Below are 15,362 nucleotides of genomic sequence, written 5' to 3' on the forward strand. Positions count from 1 at the left end.
TGCTGACAGTGCCCTGCTGTCGGTCATCGACGGGGAGCGTTCGACATGAATCGTGACTTGAAGTGCGACGTAGGTGTGTGGAGGGTGGCTCTGGTGTGTCTCTCCTTGGCGGGCTGTGGCGGCGACACGGTCGACGGCAGTCTTCCTTCTATGCTGGACGCTTCTGGACTCGCCACGGAGGGGTGGGAGACGGTCGCGAACCAGTATCAGACCTTCACGCTGGACAAGCCCTCGACCGTGAGATTCGGGCGAGGTGATACCTGGGTCACTCGAGAGTTGCCGGCGGGCAGCGCGTATTGCTTTTTCAATCCGGACCCCGCGCCCGGCCAGTTCAAGACGTGCCAGCGCAGCACACAGCCGGCTCCAGTGAACGAGCCGGCGCTCAGCCCCGCGTGTGCCACGTTCTATGCACCCGACTTCGCACTCACCAGCACCCGCCAGGCCACGCCGATCCCCACGCTGGCGAAACCCGCCAAGGGGGCGGCGTTTTCGGAGCCCACCTACAAGACGTGTGTCGTGCGCGCCACCGACCACACCGCTGACGGCGTGTCAGGCTTTGCCCGGAACGACTACTCGCGCCGCCAGGCCTTCAACTCGAACAGCACGAAACAGCTGGTGTATGCCCTCGATGGGTATTGGCATGTGTATGACGCCAACACCCATGCGCGCCTGAAGCAGCTGTCGGGCCCGGCCGCGGACGCGGAGCCGCAATGGCACCCGACGAATCCGGACCTGCTGTACTACCTGCCCACCAATGGTGTCGGCATGCAGCTCCACGAATTGAATGTCTCGACGGGGGCCTCACGCGTCGTGGGCGACTTTGGCGCGCGGTTGAAGGCCAGGTGGCCGACCGCGATGGCGGCATGGACGAAGTCGGAGGGCTCCCCCTCGGCGGACGGACGCTACTGGTGCTTCATGGTCGACTCGAGCGACTGGAGCAGCCTCGGCGTGTTCACCTGGGACCGGGACACCAACACCGTCCTGGGCATGTATGACACCCATGGCGAGCGTCCCGACCATGTGAGCATGTCCCCCAGCGGCAATCACTGCGTGGTGTCCAGCGACGGTGCGCTTGGCACGGTGGCGTTCTCACGGGACTTCAGCAAGAAGACCCAACTGCTCGCGAAGTCCGAGCACTCGGACCTGGCGCTGGACGCCAACGGCGACGATGTCTACGTGGCCGTCGACTACCAGTCCAACGCGGGCGACGTGTTCATGGTGAACCTGCGCACGGGCGTGCGCACGGCGCTGTTTTCGACCTACCTGAGCGGCACCGCGACGGCGTTGCATGTCTCGGGCAAGGCGTTCGCCCGACCCGGCTGGGTGGTGGTCAGCACCTATGCCGACTACGGCGGTGCGCTGCAGTGGCTGCACCGCAAGGTGATGGCCGTACAGCTGAATGCCAACCCGACCCTCTACACGCTGGCGCACCACCGCACCGCGTCTAACGGTTACTGGACCGAACCGGTCGCCAGCGTCAACCGCGACTTCACGCGAGTGGTCTTCAACTCCAACTGGGGCAGTGGCAGCGCCACCGACGTCGATACGTACGTGGTCGAGATTCCGGCGGGCGCATTGAAGTGATGCCGCGGCACGTCGCCAACGCATGAGGGCCCCTCGGGGTCCTCGCAACCCATCCCCGGAGGAGCGGACCCTCCGTCCAACCCGTCCGATCGCCTGCAAGGGGCCCCCGGATGAACCCTGCCCCGAATGTCCCAAAAGGTGGCATCTATGACCGTCGGGACATGCGGGTCCACGCTATTCTTCTCATCATCAACCAGCAAGTCAGCTGGCCGAAATGGAGAACGGCGATGAGCAACGTATCGAGCAAGGGTGAAGAGGAGCTGTATAGGAGAGAGACTGTTCGCGTAGTCGTTGTCTATCACAGCGGCCATGGTGGCCACACGGCGAAGGTGGCCGAGGCGGTCGCGGCCGGTGCGGCCCAGGTGGCCGACACGGAGGTCCAGCTCATCAGGGCTGAAGAGGCGCCGGGACGCTGGGACGTCCTGGACTCCGCCGATGCCATCATCATGGGCGCGCCCACGTACATGGGCAGCTTGTCGGCTCAGTTCAAGGCCTTCATGGATGCAACCTCACACCTGCAGTACGCGCAGAAGCGCTGGGCCAACAAGGTAGCCGCGGGATTCACCAATGGCGGCTCCCGTGGCGGCGACAAGCAGACGTCCTTGATTCAACTCATGACGTTCGCGGCACAGCACCACATGCACTGGGTGAACCTGGGCCTGCCGTACGGCAACAACCGTTCCTTCACGAACGAGGACATGCTCAACCGGGATGCCTATACCCTCGGCGTAGCGGCCCAGTCCAACCTCGATCAACCCGCGGATGTCACGCCGCCACCAGCGGATTTGAGAACCGCCGAGTTCCTCGGGAAACGCGTGGCGAACGTCGCAAAGGAGCTGAAGGTGGGCCGAGCTGTCCTCGCCCGTGGCAAGTGAGCCGTCCCCGTCAGGTCGCCGTACAAAGTGTCTGAGAGGTGTTTCACAGGAGTTTCAAGGCCTTGGAAGACATTTGAGGCCAAAGAAACCAGGGAGAGGAATCGCTCAAAGGGAAATGGTTTTCACACCGGGTGAACGGCTTATAGGGTGGCGGGATTTCATCGAGGCGGAGGAGTGTGCAATGCAAAGACAGCCGTCGGGCACCCGGATTTTGTGGGCAGTGCTTTGGGGCCTGTGGGTGACAGGTTGTGGAGTGGTCGGCTCGGAAGGTGACCTGCGCGAGAGCGAGCTCTCGGCACGAACGGGAGAAGCGCAGCCCACCGAGACAACAACTGCAATGGCCAGACGGACGAGGCGGGAGGCCTGACCACCTGGTACCGCGACGCGGATGGGGATGGGTACGGCGATGCGGCGGTGAGCACCCGGGCCTGCGTGCAACCTTCGGGCTACGTGTCCGACTCCAGGGACTGCAACGACACCCAAGCCAGCGTGAAGCCCGGAGCCACCGAAGTGTGCAACGGGGTGGATGACAATTGCAGCGGCGCCATCGACGAGGAGGTGGCCCTGAGCACCTGGTACCGCGACGCGGATGGGGACGGGCGCGGCAGTCCATCGGTGAGCACCCGGGCGTGCTCAGCACCGGCCGGTTATGTGTCCACCTCCGACGACTGCAACGATTCCGACAACACGCTGCCCCGCTACTTCCTCCATGATTCTGATAGGGACGGGTACGGCACTAGTTTTGTTGCGGGCCCGACTCCCCCGGGTTCCTTCAGCTGCACTCCGGATCCGGGTTACTCCGCCCTAGGCGGCGACTGCAACGACGGCAACTCCAGCGTACATCCCGGAGCCGCCGAGGCGTGCGACAGGGTGGACAACAACTGCAATGGCTCCGTCGACGAAGTCTGCTCGGTCACGTGCTCGGCGTGGTTCAGCAGTGCCCCCGCCGGACGGGAACCCGGCCGAGCCTCCAACCACGCCCGGCTGGATGACCGCATTGATGGTGAAGCTGCAGCCGGTGCTCGGCGTCCGCGCCATGGCGAAGGTGAGCGGCAGCTCCTCGTAGTTCTGGATGGCCAGATCGAGCGCCGTGCTGAACACGCCGGTGAACGTCGAGCCGTTGATGCAGATCTTCGACAGCGACGTGCTGACGAGGTTGGTGGTGCGGTATTGCTCCTCGGTGGTGTCACCGCGCTCGAGCATCTCGAGCGATGCGGCCAGGGACACCTCGGCGTCCCGCCCGACGTAGACCTTGTCAGAGCCCTTGGATGAAGACGGCGTTCGACCGCGTGGAAGAGAGCCGCAGCGCCTTCAGCTCCCGGTACTCCTCGGAGTCGTACCAGAGGTTCGCCTGCGCGAGGCTGGGGAACTCGATGACGACCGGGTAGGTGGGACGCCAGCATCCCTCCACCACCTCTGTCCGACCGCCGAGCACGACGTAGCGTCCACCGTACTTCTCGACCACGGGTGCGACGCGGCGCTTGTACTCCTCGAGTCCCGCGGGATGAAGGACCTCGAGGTTGTCGAAGAAGCAATACGCAGACATGGATGTTCTCCTCTGGCCAGGATGGGCCGGGATGTTCAGGGGAACCACGCCACTGAATATGCGCGCCGCCGTCCCCGCCCAGTAGACGGGGCACGATGAACTCGCCGTTCACGTGATATGAACGATGGATGATTGGCATTGAGGATCTCCCTTCGCTCGCGCTCTTCGCCCACGTCGTCGAAAGCCAGTCGTTCGCGGAGACAGGCCGCCGGATGGGACTGGCCAAATCGGCCGTCAGCCAGCGGGTGGCACGGCTCGAGCGCCGGCTCGGCGTGCAGCTGCTGCGCCGCTCCACGCGCAAGCTCTCCCTGACCGAGGAGGGGCTGCGCCTCTACGAGCATGCCGCGACCCTCCTTCGAGTCACCGAAACGGCCACCCGGGCCGTCAGTGCCGCGAGTGCCGCCATCCAGGGCCGTGTGCGGTTGAATGCCCCGGCGTCCTTCCGGCGGGAGCTGCTCTGTGACGCACTCCAGTCCTTCCTGAGCGCCCACCCCGGCGTCACCCTTCAGCTCACGGTGGAGGACCGGCTCGTCGACCTCGTCGAGTCCGGCTACGACATCATCATCCGCATGGCGGTGGTCGGAGAGCAGACGTTCATCGCTCGCAGGCTGGCCCGTGACCGCGTGGTCGTCGTCGGCGCGCCCTCCTACTTGGCGAGGATGGGCCGGCCGACACAGCCCGAGGAGCTGCTCCACCACAACTGCCTTCGCTATACGCTCCTCGACAGGCGCAACGAATGGCGGTTCGGCCGTCCCGGAGCGCGGTACTCGATTCCCGTGGTGTCGAACTTCGAGACCAACGACGACGTGGCCCTGCGCGAGGCGGCGCTGGCCGGAGTCGGGCTGCTGATCACCCCCTCGCTCACCGTGGCCGAGCTGGTGCGGAGCGGACGGCTCGAGACGGTGCTGGACGGTTGGGTGGAAGAGGAGATTGGCGTCTTCGCGATCACCACCGCCCGCCGCGTTACCCCGCCTGCGGTCAAGGCGCTGGTCGAGCACCTCGGGCGCTACTTCGCGGAGCGCCCACTGGGGCTTCCAGCGCCTTCAGCGGTTCAGCCAGGCGGAGCGAGCCCCAGCCGCCGAGCCGTGGACTCCTATGGCACGCAGCCCGCGAGGAAGCACACGCGCCGCCTCACATGACAGGGAGACCCGATATGCGCTCCCCGGTTCTTCGTTCATCTGGCAATGAGGGGGGGTATGAAACTGCATCACTCAATCGATTTCCCGAGGGTTGAGACGTGGACCCTCCAGCAGCTTCCGGAGCTCAACCACGCCATCCTGGCCCGGAGGGCCCAGCCGGAACTCCTGGTCGAGGAGCTGAACCGTACGCCGCTCGCGGAGTCCCCGCTGGCCAGCGAGCTCACGCCCCTCCAGGCCCAGCAGTGGATGGTGTACCTGGGCCTCTTTGGCTCCTCCGTCGGCAGGCACTTCCAGGAGCGCGAGCCCGCGCTGAAGGACACGCCCCAGGAGCCGCTGCATCGGCTCAGGGCCACACGGGAGCGCATCCCGTTCCTCGACCACGTGGCGCGCGTCGCGGAGCGCACGGGCGCGGGCCATCCGCCTCGGGATGCCTACGCGTCGCTGGTGCGCTGGAACGTCCCCACCGTCGAGGTCCACTGGCGGGGCCAGAACCTGGGCACGCTACCGGGGGCGTTCGGCACCCAGGCCATCCGCACCTATACCGGTGTACCCAGCGATTCGTTCTTCCTCGAGCAGCTCAAGAAGGCGGAGGCGTTGGAGGCGGTGGCGAACGAAACACTCCTGCCACTCCTCCACCGTGCCGTTCCCCTCACAGGCCCGGAGGCTCGGGAGCGGCTCAGCGTGTGCGTCCTGCTCCTGGACGCCGTCCATCAGCTCAACCTCCAGTTCACTTCGCGAGGGGAAGAGGGCCAGCCACGACTTGAGGCCCCGTACTTCATGGACATCCTTCGGCAGTTCGCCGTCCATTGGGTTCCAGGAGATATTCCTCCCAGCGGCGCGCTGGATCCCGAGTTCTTGATGCGGGACTTCTTCCTGGGGACCGCGGGCCACGGTTACGAGGCGCACGTGCGACGGCTCTTCCCCGCGATGCTGGAGGAGGATCGGCGGAAGCTCGAGACCGCCATGTGCATGCCCTCGCTGCCCGCAGTCCTCTCCGAGACCCTGGGGTTCCCCCTGGAGCGGTTGCCCGAACTCCCCGCGAGCGAGCTGCTGGTGCTGGTGCGAGCCCATCCGTGGCTGGTCCCCTGCTACCGCGTGCTGCGAGCCAGCGCGAGGGTGTCCAGTTCGCACCTGATGCTCACCAAGCGGTTCCTGTTCAATCCGATGCGAGCCCGCGCACGGGACGGCCTGCCCGACGGACCGATCGTGAGCAACTGGGCGGGCACGACCGGGCTCGTGGAACAGCGACTCGAGCAACTCCACCGCAAGCGTGCCGAGCATGCCCTCCAGGCGATGGGGCAGCTGTCGCAAGCGACACTCCTCGAAGCGGCGGGCCTCGAACCTCCCGAGGCCCCTGCTCCCGAGGAGCTCCTGGGCCTCGCGCGATTCGCTCCCGAGCCCTGAGTCAGCCTGGCGGGTGCGATTAATAGACCCCGATGAGGCGCGCCCGGTACTCGAAGGACGATTGCTCCGAATCCTCGGGCTCCATGAGCTGCTCGAGGGGAATCAAGGGGAGCATGAGCTGGCCCGAAACCAGCGAGGACGCGATCGCCTGGGTCAGCTTCTTGGGGGGATGCTGCCAACCCTCGACCAGCCACCGGGTCTTGAGCTCCGCCTTGTCCCGAATCACCTCGGGAGGTGGCGGCTTCAGCTCACCCAGGGCGGCGGGCACGACCTTCAGCACGAACGCATCGAAGAGGCGATTTCCCGACCCCTGCTCGAGTCTTGCGCCCAGGAGCGCTCCGCTTCGGGCGTGGCGCAGCTCAAGCTGGACCGTGAGCAGCGCGCCCCGGCTCTCCAACGCCTGGAGCGTCTCAAGGGCCTGCGCAGGTCCGATCATCTTCTGGGCCGCCAGCGGATCGTCCCTGAAACGCTCGGAGAGCTTCTCGCTGTGCAGCGGCGTGCGCGATGGAGGGGCATACCCCGGTCCTCCTGTCCGGCCGTATTCCTCGGCGGCGTCGGTATAGTTCTTCAAGAGGCCCGCGATGGGGTTGTGGATGCCGAGCTGCTCGGGCGTCCCGCCATCCGTCCGAGCCAGGGCGCCCTCGAGCGAATCCCGCGCCTCCTCCAGGTAGGGATGCCCTCCGATGCCCCGGACACGCTCTTCCGCCATGTCGTCGTCCATCCAGTTCTGCACGCGCGCGGTGAGCCGCTCCGACTCTTCTTCCTTCGACTCGGGCCGAAGCTCGGGATCGCCCGGGCGCAACGTCCTCCCGCGGGACGCTGGCGCCACCGCGAGGGAACCCGCCGAGGGCGGCGCCTGCATCCAAGAAGGGACGAGCACAGGCGCACGTGGCACATCGGCTTCTGCTGTCCCCGCAGGAGGTGAGTCCGAGGGCCCTTTCACGGGCGCCTCAGGCTCTGGACTCTTGGCAACGGGGGGTTGCGCCTCGCGCGGGCGCTCGGCGCGGGTAGCGGACCGGATGCGCCTGGTGCCCTTCGCGGGAGGAGGCTTCGGCACCTCGACGACGGAGGGTCGCGCCTCAATGAACTCCCACTCCACGGAGAGCGGCTCCGGCGCTACCCGCGTCAGGGACGAAGCGGGAGGAGCCGACTCCACCTCCAGCCACAGCCAAACGCCGAGCAGCAGGTGCAGGAGCACTGAAACGAGCAGGGGAAGAGACAGCCTGTCGCGGGAAGTGCGTGCACTCATGGCGACGACCATCCTCAACCCCGAGGGCGCCGCGGGCAAGCCCCTCTCCCCTTCCGAATCGCCTTCCTTTCATTTCACGCCCGACCTGGCGCAGGCTTCCGGAGCTGGGGGGGCCGCAGCCGTGAGCCTCAGGGCGGATGCCCAGCGTCACACAGTGGGAGCGTCGGGAATCCGCTTGTGTGAACCCGAGACGGGCGCGGAACCGTGCTCCGCTCCAGCCCACCAGTTCCAGGACTTTTTCGAACCAACGCACCTGGACAGGCCCGTCACGGCGCATCAGGCCTATACGGGCCGGGTAGTCATCACTCCACCCGTAGGGGATGCCCGAGTGCTCCGCGGACGACTCAACGGGGCTTGACTCGGTAACGAGACGGGACGAGAGAACAGGGCTCATGAGCCAACGGCCCCCCAGCCCCCGCGAGCGCTACCGAGTCCAGACGGCCGAGGAGGCCAAACGCATCGCGTCGCGTCAGCTCGCCGAGGGCGGACCTGGCGCCATCTCGCTGAACGCCATCGCCAAGGAGATGGGGCTCACAGGCCCGGCGCTGTACCGGTATTTCGCGAGCCGCGACGAGCTCCTCGCCGAGCTGGTCACTGACGCCTACAACGACCTGGCCGACGTCTTTCAGGCCGCTGCCGAACAGGAGGGTGCCCACTCACCTCGCGCCCGGCTGCACGCCCTCGCCGAGGCCTACCGGCGGTGGGCCCTGGCCCAACCCCACCGCTACCAGCTGCTGTTCGCCTCCAGCGCCGGCTCAGGCCAGCTCGCGCCCGAGCGGACAATTCCCGCCGCCCACCGGACGATGACCTTCCTCTTCGACACGCTGGTCAAGCTGATGTCGGCATCGCCCACAACCATCGAGCCGCAGGCCGCGCTGGATCGCCAACTCGAGCAGTGGGCGGAACGGCGGCTCGGTCCGAAGGTTCAGGGACTGGTGGCGCGGCACGGGCTGCTCTTCTGGACGAGGCTGCACGGCCTGCTCAGTCTGGAGCTCCTGGGCCACTTCTCGGTCATGGGCATCGATCCCACCCTCCTCTACGCAGCCGAGGTCGATGCCCTGATTGGCGGCGAGGAGACTCCGCGCCGGCCGAAAAAACGCTAGACCCATCCGTCAGCGGCTCAACCCGCGTCCGGCGTGCCACCATCGAACCACGAGGCAGGAAGGTCGGGCGCTGTTTCGGCCGAGGTGGTGCCCACCTGCGAATCAGGAACAGGTATGCCTTGCGACTCCTGCTCACCGGCATCGTGAGACGCTGGGCTCAGGTTCTCGGGCTCACCGTCGAATAACCGGCGGAGAATGCGGCCCTCCGCACTGATCGCGTACATCGCTCCCGCATCAAGTACCAAAACCTTGTGGTCGCACGCCGCCTGGTCCGTGGAGATCCGCACGAAGATGATGTCCCCCTGGCGAATGACCCGGTAGCGATGTGACTCTTGTTTCTCCCAACATTGCCGGTCTCTGCCCTTGGGGGGAATGAAGTCATTGGCCGCGATGGTGAGGGCCCGAAGCGTCACACCGTCCAACTCGTACGGCTTGCCTTGTTCACCAAGGGTGGTTGCGAAGTGTTCGTGGAAGTTGGGGAACCTGATGGAGGTGTCTTCTTGTGGCGCCGGTTTCTGGAACAGCGCACAGCTCGACAGCACAACGGTCAACACGAGGGGCAGGTTTCTCAGTCTCATGGAGCACCCTCGGTGGAGCTGTGGCAGGGAGCCGTTCTCTTCTCGATACGAAAGTCTACCTCATTGAGCCATCTGACGGTTCCGGTTTGCTGGCAACGCCACCCGCCCCGTGTATTGGTCCATTTCAATAATTGGCTCTTGAGCGGAATGTATTGGAAGAAACCGTCGCACGAGGGCTGCTCGGAGTCATTTGAGTTCGAGAAAAACGCGATGACGGCGAGTTGGACCTTTCCGTTCCTGGTCTCGCTCTCGAAGCCGTGAACCAATCCCCGTATTTTAAGAGCAGAACACATAGACCCTGTCAACCGAATAGACTAGCGGTACATCAAAGAACCGATAATCTTAAAATAGGAGCATACCGGACATGACTTCAAAAGTCACGTGACGTGACAGGATTGTGGAATCGCGTGGCACACCCCAGATGACGCCTCATCCCGCGTCGCGAAGCGTCTTGCTGACCGGAAGGAAGGTGGCCACCGGCTCCGTCTTCCCTGCGACAGGGAGCGGAGCCGCGGCCTCGAAGCCAAACGCCTCACCACACCGGGCACGCGTGACCTCGGACACGAGCATCGACACGCCAACCTTCTTGGTGAGCCCCTCGATGCGACTGGCCAGGTTCACGGCGTCTCCAATCACGGTGTACTCGCGGCGCTGCTCGGGGCCCACGTCCCCGACGACGACACTGCCCGTGTGGATGCCGATGCCGATGTGCAGGGGCTCCTCGCCCCGGGCGCGGCGCTCGGCGTTAAGCGTCTCCAGGGCCTCGAGCATCGCGAGCCCGCACGCCACGGCGGCCTGCGGATGTCCGGGCAACTCCAGGGGCGCACCGAAGTAGGCGAGGATGCCGTCACCGATGAACTTGTCGAGCGTGCCCCCGTGGCGGAACACCACTTCCACCATGCGCGCGAGGTACTCGTTGAGGAGTCGCACCACCTGGGGGCTCTCCATGCGCTCGGACATGGAGGTGAAGCCGCGGATGTCAGCGAAGAGGAGCGTCACCTCGCGGTGCTCCCCCTGCCCTCCGTCCGCGCTGGCGCCGGCCTCGAGGATGCGCCGGGCGACCTCGGGGGAGAAGTAGCGCCCCAGACGCGTGCGGTGCGTCTGCTCCTGCGCCACCTCGAGCACCAGCTTGTGCATCCGCTGACGGGTGTACGCCGCCGCCACGGCCGCGATGACGAGCACCAGGGCCACGCCCGGAAGGTTCTCTCCCACGCCAAGGCCTGCGCGGTGGAGCAGCGCCGTCTCGAGGACAATGCCGAGCAGGGTCGCCAAAGCCAGACTCACGCGCGCGCCGCCCAGCAGCGCGGTCATCATCACGAGGACGATGTAGATGCCCACCGAGAGCCCGGCGATGCCTTGGCCATTGGGAGAGAAGACCACCGCCGGAGCCTGGATGGCATAGAAGGCGGGCATGTCGAGCAGCAACACGCCCAGGTCTGGCCGTCGGCGAAGCACCGGCAGCAAGCGCCCGCCCGCCCACAAAGCCGCCGCGAGCAGCACGTACGCCGCTACGCCCGTCAGGGGCATGGTCCAGTCGAAGACGTACACACAGGCCAGCCAACCGACGGCGCCCAGCACGCGGAAGCGGTACACCCAACGCCCGGTGCGCATGTGCTGCGCCTCGAGCCGCTGGCGGAGGATGTCGTCGAGAACAGAAGCGGTGACCACGGGGTGGGGAGGCTAGTCCAGCACCCGCGAGTTCTCCAGGTAGGGACAGGATGGACTATCCTGTTCGGTCGCATGGCAAGTATCGGTCACGTGGCGGTGGGAATGGCACTCGGACGTCTCGGCGCGGGAGCGGCACCTCCGGGGCGCGTGGCCGCTTCCATGCTGTTGCTGTCCGCGCTGGCCATGCTGCCGGACGCGGACGTCATCGCCTTCAAGCTGGGGATTCCCTACGCGGCCACGTGGGGACACCGGGGCGCCTCGCACTCGCTCTTCCTCGCGGCAGGGGTGGCCCTGGCGATAGCGGCCGGAACGCTCGTGGCCCGAGGGCCGGCACTGAAGGTAGGGCTGCTCAGCTTCGCCGCCCTGGGGAGCCATGGCCTGCTGGACGCGATGACCACGGGCGGCCTGGGCGCCGCGCTCCTCTGGCCCATCGACAACCTCCGCTACTTCTTCCCACTGCGCCCCATCCCCGTGGCCCCCATCGGCGCGCGCATGCTCTCCGCGCGCGGCCTGTACGTGGTGATGGTGGAACTGGTCCTGTTCCTGCCCTTCTGGGCCTATGCGCTCTGGCCCCGCCGCAAGACAGTGCAGATTTAATCCCCCATGCGCCTCTTCGTCGCCGTCACGCTGGGGAAGACCATCGAGTCCGAGGCCACCGCGGCCCTCCAACGTCTCAAGGGCCTGGCGCCCCGAGCGCGCTGGGTGCCACCGGCCAACCTGCACCTCACGCTCAGCTTCCTCGGAGAGGTAGAGGCCGAGCGACTGCCCGCCTTGAAGGACGCCTTGGTGAGCGTGGGCCCGGCACACGCGCCCTTGGTGCTGACCATTGAGGGCGGAGGGAGCTTCGGCTCGCCGTCGCATCCCCGAGTGCTGTGGGCAGGAGTGGGAGGGGACACGAAGGCGCTGGGAGCGCTACAGGCGGACGTGGCTGGAGCGCTGAAGCCGCTGGGCTTCGAGCCCGAGCACCGCGAGTACTCCGCGCACCTCACACTGGCGCGGGCGAAGGTCCCCCGGGGAGACCGGGAGTTGGCCGAGTGCGCGCGCGCGCTGCAGGACGCCAAGTGGGGCGAGGCGCGGGTGGACCGGCTCGTCCTCTTCGAGAGCCTGGGTGGCAAGTACCACGTGCGCGCTGAGGTGCCCCTGAGTCGCGCCTCTTGAGACAGTGTGCCCCCTGGCACCGACTGTGCAGTAAGGACCGGTCAGGCGCGGAGCTCGCGCCGGAAAGGACCGGGTTTCGATGCGTTGGTGGATGCTCTCGGTGCTGTGTCTGTCGCTCCTGGCCCACGGTGCGGTCGCCGCGCCACAGCCGCTCGAGGAGAGGCTGAAGACGGGGGACCTCGTCTTCCACACCTCGCGCTCGCAGCAGTCGGCGGTCATCCAGGCGGCGACGGGCAGCCCCCTGTCACACGTGGGGCTGGTGGAGGTAACGCCGTCGGGCGTGTTCGTGGTGGAGGCGGTACAGCCGGTGAAGCGGGTACCGTTCGCGAAGTGGAAGGCGCGAGGGGTGAACGGGCGCATCCTGGTGCTGCGACCCGAGCAGCTCCCCGAGGAGAAGCGCGAGGCGGCGGTGGCGGAGGCCCGACGACACCTGGGCAAGCCGTACGACTGGCACTTCGGCTGGGGGGACGAGGCGATGTACTGCTCGGAGCTGGCGCGTAAGGCGTACTCGGCCGCCGCGGAGGTAGACTACGGAAAGATGGAGCGGCTGGGCACGCTGAACGTGAAGAAGCTGGGGCCCGCCATCCGGGAGCGCTACAACGGGAAGGTGCCCCTGGAGCTGGAGCTCATCACCCCGGCGAGCCTGGCCGCGGACGAGCGCCTCACGGTGGTGCACTCGGACTTTCCAGGTGTCCGCTGAAAGACCAAATGAGGGCATAATGCGTGACCATGTCCTCGCGTGTTCTGCTCCTCGTTGGCGTTCTGACCCTCCTCGGCACCGGCTGCCGCAACACTGAAGGGGCGGTGAAGCTCACCGTCTCCTACGAAGGCTTCAAGCCCGGCTGCATCCGGGTGGCAGTGAAGGATGCAAATGGCGAGGGCGAAGCGCGCACGACGGAGGTCCCGGGCAAGGGAGAGTTCACCGGAGGAGCAGTGACGGTGGCCGTCTTCCGCGAGGCCAGTTGGAGCAACTCCCTGCTCTTGACCGCCGAGGCCTTCGAGAAGGAGTGCACGGGCACGAAGGTGGTCTCCGCCTCCGAGACGATGACGGTGAACAAAGGAGACGTGTCCAAGCTCGAGCTGAAGCTGGCGGCCACCGACGCGGACCAGGATGGGTACGTGTCCGAGGCCACCGGAGGCAGCGACTGCAACGATAAGAGCACGGCGGCATATCCGGGCGCGAAGGAGATCTGCAACAACCAGGATGACAACTGCGACGACGTACAGGACGAGGGCTTCAACGTGGGCCTCGTGTGCGACAAGTCTGACGGTTGCCAGGGCGCTTGGACCTGCAACGCCGAAGGGACGGCGACCACGTGTGAGGCGAAGGAGGGCCAGTGGCACCCCGATGCGGACAAGGACGGCAAGGGCTCGAACAAGGTCCCGGGCATCACGGCTTGCAAGCAGCCCGACGGTTACGTGGCCAATGATCTCGACTGCGACGACAACAACGTGCAGCGCTACACGGGCGCTCCCGAGCTGTGCAACGCGGTAGATGACAACTGCGACGGTGAAGAGGATGACGGGCTGCGCGTGGGACAAGACTGTACGGGCCAGAGCGGATGCGGGGGTAAGCGCGCCTGCGCCACGGATGGAGGCGTAGTGTGCGACAGCCCCGAGCTCACCATCCTGTACGCGGATAAGGACCAGGACACCCACGGCGCACTTGATGCGGGAAAGCCGCACTGCGGGTCCACCCTCCCCGGCTACGTGGCCAGCTCGGACGACTGTGACGACACGCGGGCGAACGTGTACACCGGAGCGCCGGAAATCTGCGACGACCTGGACAACAACTGCAACGGCCCGAAGGACGAGGGGTTCGGCGTGGGCGAAGACTGCGGCCAGGAGCTGGGCTGCACGGGCAAAAAGGCCTGCGATAATTCAGACGGCGGCGTCCTATGCGCCTACGTCACCCCGCCCTCAACCTATTACACGGACGAAGACCGCGACTCCTATGGGAATCCAGACGCGGGAGTCATGATCTGCGCGCCGGACGCCGGGTATAGCCTCAATGCTGACGACTGCAACGACGGCAACCCCTTCACGAACCCGGACGCGGGCGAGCTGTGTGACGGGGAGGACAACAATTGCAACGGCACAACGGAGGACGAGGGCACCGTGTGCCCCACCCCGGATGGTGGGAGCTGGGTGGAGCAATCCTCTGGGAGCGGAGACAACTGGAAGTCCGTGGCAGTCTGGGGTGATGGTGGCGTATGGGTCACCGGAGGCTCCAACCTCCTGCAGGTGCGCCGACCGGGGGAGATGTCCTTCGACAATCTCTCTGGACAATGCACGGGAGCGTGGAATGCCGTCTGGGTGGATCCACGAGATGGGAAAGCCATACTCGGAGGGGAGAACGCCACCGTGGGCAGCCATCTGCCTGGAGCCACGAATTGCGAGAACAACGGGACCTACGCCACGGACACGGATGTGCGGGGAATCATCGGAGTGCCGACTGATAGCGGCTTCGACATCCACCTCATCGGTAAGGACAGGCTCCATCCCTACGAAGGACGAGTGCTTCGGTATACTGGCCTCACCGCTCCCCTTGTGGGCAACCCCGTGGGGGGCCAACTCTGGGACGTGCATGGCATCTCGCAAGAAATCCTCTTCGCAGTAGGCGGCCACGAGAGGCCCGGGGAAGACGCGCGCATCTACAGCTTCAAGCCGGACCAGAACCTCTGGGTTGACGAGAACGTCCAGAGCATCTCGGGGATCGGAGACAAAATCCTCCGGGGTGTCTGGGTCGTGAACCCGCGGCTGGCCTATGCCGTCGGGATGGGAGGCACCGTGCTCATGTGGAACGGCGCGTCGTGGAACCTGCACTCAAAGCCGTCCACGGAGAATCTGCTCTCGGTACTCGCCTTCGGAAAGAACGCCGTCTACGTCTCCACGGATAACGGGAAGGTCTACCGTTACAACGGCAGCTCTTGGAGCACAGTGCTCAACTCGAGTTCCCCCACAGGTGCCCTCAATGACCTCGCCGGAACCAGCCCAGCGGACATCTGGGTGGTGGGCGACAAGGGCAAACGCTTCCACTGGCCGCAGTGAGCGCGGC

The 15,362-nt window shown here is 66.0% G+C and carries 13 protein-coding genes and 2 pseudogenes; 10 read left to right on the forward strand and 5 right to left on the reverse strand.

The features are described 5' to 3' along the window. Positions 1-45 precede the first annotated feature (45 nt). From F0U60_RS47665 to F0U60_RS47675, 3 genes and pseudogenes are all read left to right on the forward strand, one after another. Positions 46-1,584 carry a hypothetical protein gene (locus tag F0U60_RS47665; RefSeq protein WP_395810647.1) on the forward strand — a complete coding sequence of 513 codons (1,539 nt, stop codon included), beginning with the start codon at positions 46-48 and terminating at the stop codon, positions 1,582-1,584. A gap of 227 nt (positions 1,585-1,811) precedes the next feature. Beyond that, positions 1,812-2,459, forward strand: a complete 648-nt coding sequence (locus F0U60_RS47670) for a flavodoxin family protein (RefSeq protein ID WP_395810649.1) — start codon at positions 1,812-1,814, stop codon at positions 2,457-2,459. Positions 2,460-2,909: 450 nt separating this feature from the next. Next, a pseudogene (locus tag F0U60_RS47675) lies at positions 2,910-3,320 on the forward strand (putative metal-binding motif-containing protein); the annotation flags it as partial. Here F0U60_RS47675 and F0U60_RS47680 read toward each other — a convergent pair. Both F0U60_RS47680 and F0U60_RS47685 read right to left on the reverse strand, forming a co-directional pair. Beyond that, positions 3,264-3,698 (reverse strand): annotated as a pseudogene (locus F0U60_RS47680) (M57 family metalloprotease); the annotation flags it as partial. The pseudogenes F0U60_RS47675 and F0U60_RS47680 sit on opposite strands and share 57 nt — an antisense overlap. Positions 3,699-3,714: 16 nt before the next feature. Further along, positions 3,715-4,005 (reverse strand): DUF1330 domain-containing protein, encoded by a 291-nt coding sequence (locus F0U60_RS47685; RefSeq protein WP_395810651.1) that lies wholly within the window; start codon positions 4,003-4,005, stop codon positions 3,715-3,717. Positions 4,006-4,133: 128 nt separating this feature from the next. On the opposite strand from F0U60_RS47685, the gene F0U60_RS47690 reads away from it, so the two are divergent. Both F0U60_RS47690 and F0U60_RS47695 read left to right on the forward strand, forming a co-directional pair. Then, entirely contained in the window at positions 4,134-5,144 is a 1,011-nt protein-coding gene (locus F0U60_RS47690; RefSeq protein ID WP_395810653.1) for a LysR family transcriptional regulator, read from the forward strand. Positions 5,145-5,201: 57 nt separating this feature from the next. After that, entirely contained in the window at positions 5,202-6,548 is a 1,347-nt protein-coding gene (locus F0U60_RS47695; RefSeq protein ID WP_395810655.1) for a hypothetical protein, read from the forward strand. A gap of 19 nt (positions 6,549-6,567) precedes the next feature. On the opposite strand, the gene F0U60_RS47700 is transcribed toward F0U60_RS47695, so the two are convergent. Next, a complete protein-coding gene (locus F0U60_RS47700) occupies positions 6,568-7,797 on the reverse strand; it encodes a hypothetical protein (protein ID WP_395810656.1) in 1,230 nt (409 codons plus the stop codon). Positions 7,798-8,189: 392 nt separating this feature from the next. Here F0U60_RS47700 and F0U60_RS47705 point away from each other — a divergent pair, with 392 nt between their 5' ends. Beyond that, positions 8,190-8,900 carry a TetR/AcrR family transcriptional regulator gene (locus tag F0U60_RS47705; protein ID WP_395810658.1) on the forward strand — a complete coding sequence of 237 codons (711 nt, stop codon included), beginning with the start codon at positions 8,190-8,192 and terminating at the stop codon, positions 8,898-8,900. A gap of 17 nt (positions 8,901-8,917) precedes the next feature. Here F0U60_RS47705 and F0U60_RS47710 read toward each other — a convergent pair whose 3' ends face one another. Continuing rightward, positions 8,918-9,478, reverse strand: coding sequence for a hypothetical protein (locus F0U60_RS47710; RefSeq protein WP_395810660.1), 561 nt, complete (start codon positions 9,476-9,478; stop codon positions 8,918-8,920). Between the two features lie 429 nt (positions 9,479-9,907). Beyond that, positions 9,908-11,146, reverse strand: a complete 1,239-nt coding sequence (locus tag F0U60_RS47715; RefSeq protein WP_395810662.1) for an adenylate/guanylate cyclase domain-containing protein — start codon at positions 11,144-11,146, stop codon at positions 9,908-9,910. Between the two features lie 72 nt (positions 11,147-11,218). Here F0U60_RS47715 and F0U60_RS47720 point away from each other — a divergent pair, with 72 nt between their 5' ends. From F0U60_RS47720 to F0U60_RS47735, 4 genes are all read left to right on the forward strand, one after another. Then, positions 11,219-11,743 (forward strand): metal-dependent hydrolase, encoded by a 525-nt coding sequence (locus tag F0U60_RS47720; RefSeq protein WP_395810664.1) that lies wholly within the window; start codon positions 11,219-11,221, stop codon positions 11,741-11,743. A gap of 6 nt (positions 11,744-11,749) precedes the next feature. Further along, a complete protein-coding gene (gene thpR, locus F0U60_RS47725; protein ID WP_395810666.1) occupies positions 11,750-12,304 on the forward strand; it encodes an RNA 2',3'-cyclic phosphodiesterase in 555 nt (184 codons plus the stop codon). A 79-nt stretch (positions 12,305-12,383) separates the two neighbouring features. Beyond that, positions 12,384-13,004: a YiiX/YebB-like N1pC/P60 family cysteine hydrolase gene (locus F0U60_RS47730; RefSeq protein WP_395810668.1), complete on the forward strand. Its 621-nt coding sequence runs from the start codon at positions 12,384-12,386 to the stop codon at positions 13,002-13,004. A 29-nt stretch (positions 13,005-13,033) separates the two neighbouring features. Continuing rightward, entirely contained in the window at positions 13,034-15,355 is a 2,322-nt protein-coding gene (locus tag F0U60_RS47735) for a MopE-related protein (protein ID WP_395810670.1), read from the forward strand. Positions 15,356-15,362 lie beyond the last annotated feature (7 nt).

Origin of the sequence: Archangium minus (genome assembly GCF_044360475.1) — a bacterium.
In the GTDB taxonomy this organism is placed as follows: Bacteria; Myxococcota; Myxococcia; order Myxococcales; family Myxococcaceae; genus Archangium; species Archangium minus.